General features: G+C 42.1%; 7 protein-coding genes and 1 pseudogene. 5 read left to right on the top strand and 3 right to left on the bottom strand.

Features of this window, described 5'->3' with window-relative positions; translation table 11 throughout:
• A partial coding sequence (locus F6K57_RS37550; protein WP_293073454.1) for a DUF389 domain-containing protein occupies nucleotides 1-776 on the top strand: 776 nt, incomplete at its 5' end.
• Between the two features lie 40 nt (nucleotides 777-816).
• Here F6K57_RS37550 and F6K57_RS37545 read toward each other — a convergent pair.
• Nucleotides 817-981 (bottom strand): hypothetical protein, encoded by a 165-nt coding sequence (locus F6K57_RS37545; protein WP_293053196.1) that lies wholly within the window; start codon nucleotides 979-981, stop codon nucleotides 817-819.
• Between the two features lie 116 nt (nucleotides 982-1,097).
• Here F6K57_RS37545 and F6K57_RS37540 point away from each other — a divergent pair, with 116 nt between their 5' ends.
• Nucleotides 1,098-1,784: a DUF488 domain-containing protein gene (locus tag F6K57_RS37540; RefSeq protein ID WP_293073451.1), complete on the top strand. Its 687-nt coding sequence runs from the start codon at nucleotides 1,098-1,100 to the stop codon at nucleotides 1,782-1,784.
• Here the strand turns inward: F6K57_RS37540 and F6K57_RS37535 are convergent.
• A complete protein-coding gene (locus F6K57_RS37535; protein ID WP_293073448.1) occupies nucleotides 1,744-1,887 on the bottom strand; it encodes a hypothetical protein in 144 nt (47 codons plus the stop codon). The two genes, F6K57_RS37540 and F6K57_RS37535, sit on opposite strands and share 41 nt — an antisense overlap.
• A 20-nt stretch (nucleotides 1,888-1,907) precedes the next feature.
• Here F6K57_RS37535 and F6K57_RS37530 point away from each other — a divergent pair, with 20 nt between their 5' ends.
• The 3 genes from F6K57_RS37530 to F6K57_RS37520 all read left to right on the top strand — a co-directional run bounded on the left by F6K57_RS37530 (nucleotide 1,908) and on the right by F6K57_RS37520 (nucleotide 4,361).
• Nucleotides 1,908-2,354 carry a DUF488 domain-containing protein gene (locus F6K57_RS37530; protein WP_293073445.1) on the top strand — a complete coding sequence of 149 codons (447 nt, stop codon included), beginning with the start codon at nucleotides 1,908-1,910 and terminating at the stop codon, nucleotides 2,352-2,354.
• A 282-nt stretch (nucleotides 2,355-2,636) separates the two neighbouring features.
• Nucleotides 2,637-3,347 (top strand): hypothetical protein, encoded by a 711-nt coding sequence (locus F6K57_RS37525; RefSeq protein WP_293073442.1) that lies wholly within the window; start codon nucleotides 2,637-2,639, stop codon nucleotides 3,345-3,347.
• Nucleotides 3,348-3,770: 423 nt separating this feature from the next.
• Entirely contained in the window at nucleotides 3,771-4,361 is a 591-nt protein-coding gene (locus F6K57_RS37520; protein WP_293073439.1) for an AAA family ATPase, read from the top strand.
• A 9-nt stretch (nucleotides 4,362-4,370) separates the two neighbouring features.
• On the opposite strand, the pseudogene F6K57_RS37515 reads toward F6K57_RS37520, so the two are convergent.
• Nucleotides 4,371-4,535 (bottom strand): annotated as a pseudogene (locus tag F6K57_RS37515) (IS4 family transposase); the annotation flags it as partial.

The following is a 4,535-nucleotide window of genomic DNA, read 5'->3' as shown; positions in this document are numbered from 1 at the left end:
TTGCTACCTTGGAAGGAGATTGGCAACTGTTACGGAGTAGTTTTGTTTCTATTGCTGTAGGCACCGTACTCGGTATAAGTTGTTCTTGGTTGGTTGGTACAGTTATCGGATTCCCTGAATTTGGAGCCCAAGTTTTAGCTAGAACTAAACCCAATCTAATTGATTTACTGGTTGCGATCGTGGCCGGGGGAATTAGTGGTTTCTCTAAAATTCGCCCGTCTTTAGAAGATGCGGTACCAGGGACAGCAATTGCAGTAGCCCTAATGCCTCCCCTTTGTGTGGTTGGGTTAACCCTATCCCAGGGAGAATGGACTTTGAGTCAGGGCGCATTTCTCCTTTATATTACTAACCTGATTGGGATTAACCTAGCTTGTATGATCGTTTATATCTTTAGCGGGTATGCTCAGAGCACTGAACTGAGCCGGTCTTTAAATTGGGGATTCTCTTTAGTGCTGATTGCTGTGTTAGTGGTGCCCCTAGGACTTACCTTTTGGGACGTGCTTGAGCAAGGAAGAGTTGAGGAGCCAGTTCAGGAATTGATTAATAAGAGTCCATTGTTTACGAAAAAAGGTAGAGAAGTTTCTACTTGGAAGATCAATCGGAAAAAGAATCCTCCTGAAATCAAAATTGCTATGCGTTCAACAGAACGGATTACATCGGAACAGGTGAAGAGGTTTGAAGATGCGGTTAACATTAAGCTAGGTAAATCGTTTAAAGTGATAGTTGACGTTACTCCATTTATACCAGTGGAATCCCCTAGTCTTCAAGCTAATTAACTTGAATTGAAGTAAGCATTAAGCTGTCAGCTGTCAGCTGTCAGCTGTCAGCGGTTTTAAATTCGGTCAGGTACAAAGTTCTGGGTTTTAGGGAGCAGGGAATCGGGAATCGGGAATCGGGAATCGGGAATCGGGAATCGGGAATCGGGAATCGGGAATCGGGAATCGGGAATCGGGAATCGGGAAAAAATCCTGTGTACCTCACTTATGATTATAATTGCTATAATTTGAACCTAGTTTACCTTAGTATAACGGATAAAGTGATATTTAGTTGATGACCTAAAAGGACACAAATAATGGCAATAAGGGATGTTTTTGGGGATGATTAGTACAATTAGCAATACTGGTAGTAATACTGGAAAATTATTCACTATTGGTCATTCTAATCTCAGTATTGAGGATTTTATTGCTTTACTCAAGCAGCACGGAATTACGGCGGTGGCTGATGTGCGATCGCATCCTTACAGCCGTTACTTACCTCATTTTTGTCAAGCCCCCCTCAAGGCTGAACTATTGTCGGCAGGAATTCGCTATGTGTTTCTGGGTAAGGAGTTGGGAGCAAGACCGGCTGATCTCAGTTGTTATGTTGGTGGTAAAGCGTTATATGAAAAAATTGCCGCCACTGACCTGTTTTCAGCGGGTCTTAAACGGGTAATTCAAGGGGCTGAAACGTACCAAATTGCCTTGATGTGTGCTGAAAAAGACCCGATCACTTGCCATCGGACAATTTTAGTCTGCCAACATTTAGTGAAATCCGAGTTAGAGATTAATCATATTCTCAATGATGGCAGCTTAGAGTCCCATCAGGAGTTAGAAGAGAGGTTGCTCAGCTCTCATGGGTTAAGTGATTCCCAAATCAAACAACCGAAGCAACTTTCCCTATTTGATGACCCGACATCTATGGATAACTGGGAGAATTGCTCTCGGGAGGATAGACTTAAGGAAGTTTATCATAGGCAAGGGGATACTATTGCTTATCTAGCAAAGGGAGTAGGGAGTAGGGAGTAGGGAGTAGGGAGTAGGGAGTAGGGAGTAGGAAGTAGGGAGTAGGGAGTAGGGAGTAGGGAGTAGGGAGTGGGGAGTAGGGGGAAAAAAAATGAGTGTACCTCATAAGTAATAGAAAGGCTATATATGAATCCAACTATTAATTTATTTACAATTGGGTTTACTAAAAAGAGTGCTCAACAGTTCTTTGAGCTTCTGATTAATGCTGGAGTAAGGCGAGTTATCGATACGAGACTGAATAATAAATCTCAATTAGCTGGTTTCACAAAAAAAAATGATTTTGAATACTTTTTGCAGCAAATTGGGAATATTGACTATATACATCGTCTAGAGTTGGCTCCGACCAAGGATATCCTAGATACCTATAAAAAAAATAATGGTGATTGGGAAACCTACGAAAAACAGTTCTTACAATTAATTACAGAGCGTGAAATCGAAAAGAAGGTATCACTAGACTTATTAGATGGTAGCTGTCTGCTGTGTAGTGAACCTACTCCCCATAACTGTCATCGCCGTTTAGTAGCAGAATATCTGAGTCAAAAATTGGGAACTATAAAAATAGTTCACCTATGATTTATCCCAAATCCCCGTTGCTAAGACCATAGAAAAACATCAGTAAGCTATCAGCTCTCAGCGATCAGTTCTCAGCGATCAGCTATCAGCTATCAGCTCTCAGCCAAAGGCTTATGGCCACACTACTTAAGGTGCTATCAGCTAATGCGCTTCGGGCACGCTACTTGAAGTGCTAAAGGCCAACGGCTGACCACTGACCGCTGACCACTGACTGCTGACCGCTGACCGCTGACTGCTGAATGCTTACGTCTAAACTAACCTTACTTGGGATTAGATAGCAGCATGACTCAGATTATTTGCTTGGCTAACTCCTGGAAGCATGGCGATAGATGTATCGCTGGAATTAATTCTCTGAAATGTCAATGGATTCGTCCTGTATCTGATTTACCGGATGGTCGCATTCCGAAACCAATGCGTCAGATTGCGGGAAGGGAACCAACGTTACTGGATATTTTAGATATTCCTTTGGCTAAAACTGGACCAGACTTTGGCTTTGAGTGTGAAAATCTTTTGGTATTACCAGGACAATGGCGACGAGTAGGACAAGTTCCTGCTGGATATCTGAATAAGTTTTGTAGCCGGGAAAAATACATTCTCCATAATAATGAGCGCTATGTAACGGTGAGTTTCTTGCAGTCATTACCAGTAGAGCAACGATGTACACTACAACTGGTGAAAGCTGTGGAGTTCTTGGTTCAACCTATTGGTATCAGAGATGAGGGTGTAGAAAAATGGGAAGGTTCACTGGTAACAGATTGTGGACAAGAATTGACTGCTACGATTACTGATCCCGTATTTGTTAGGCATTTAGAGTTAGGGTATCGACCACAAAATCAGTGTTTGGTTACGGTTAGTCTGAGTATGCCTTGGCGACCTGGTGATTGGCAAAAGGATGGTGACCCTTGTTGGAAGTTGATAGCAGGTGTTATTGAATTACGTAGCAATTCAGGGAATAAACTTATACTAGGAATGGATGATGAGCTTCCTTTTTAGCAATTAAAGTAGGGTGGGCCAAGTAATCTAATTTAGAGTATTCCGAATAATCCAACAGTTTTTGCCCACCCTACAAGCTGGATTAATGTTAGTCAATCATGGATATATTTGCCTAGCAATAATGATAATTTTATTTATTTTTGCTACAGAGGATACGGGAATCAGGTCATAAGGTGATAAACTGGTAATGTAAGGCAGTGATATAGGGGATTAAGGTATACCAATATTTGGTTTAATTGGTATTACTAGGAAGAGATGCGATCGCTTTTAGCGGAAGCGAAGCTTCATCGCGTAGCGTGACCTACGGTCAATCGCATATCTACTAATTAGCTTCCTATAATCAACTCAATCATGGCTTTACCATTGTTTACCATTGACCAAAATTAATGGATAATCCCTAAGTAAGCATGGGAGACCCTAGTGATGCTAGTTGAGTTCAGCGTAGAAAATTATCGTTCATTTCGAGAGCGCCAGACCTTGAGCATGGTGGCATCTAATAAAAAAACTGGGCGGAATAGCAATAGTTTCCCGATGCCTAATGTCAAGTCTCTGCGCCTACTCACCAGCGCTGTGGTCTACGGTCCTAATGCTTCGGGGAAGAGCAATCTGGTGCGTGCAATCCAGACCATGGGTCGGATTGTGCTTCAGTCAGCCACTGGCATGCAGCTTGGCAGTAGATGGAATATCGAACCATTTCGCTTAAATGCTGACTGCCAGAAAAGGCCGAGCTGTTTTGAAATTATTTTCATTGAGGATAATATTCGCTACCAATACGGATTTTCCTTAGACCAAGAGCGGGTGTACGAAGAGTGGCTAATCGCGTATCCCAAAGGACGTCCTCAAACTTGGTTTGAGCGTAACTATCGTTCAGAAGAACAGGAGTATGATTGGTATTTTGGGCGAGGGCTGAAAGGCGAAAAAGAACGTATTAAGGGTTTTGTTCGCTCAAATTATTTATTTCTATCTCATGCCGCCCAAAATAACCATCCTCAGTTAGGAAAGCTGAGGGGGTGACGAAATGAGCTAAAACGCAGATTCTATAAGCGACCTAGCCCTTAAACCGCGTTGATAATACTTTCGTTTATTAGGATTTAATTTCATTAATTCGGTTACTAATTTTAGACAAACATCCTTAAAATTCATCCAGGTTTGACCATACAAACCAACGTAAAAACTGCTATGCCTCCG

This window comes from Moorena sp. SIO4A5, assembly GCF_010672005.1.
In the GTDB taxonomy this organism is placed as follows: domain Bacteria; phylum Cyanobacteriota; class Cyanobacteriia; order Cyanobacteriales; family Coleofasciculaceae; genus Moorena.
This window is presented reverse-complemented; position numbering and strand designations above follow the sequence as displayed.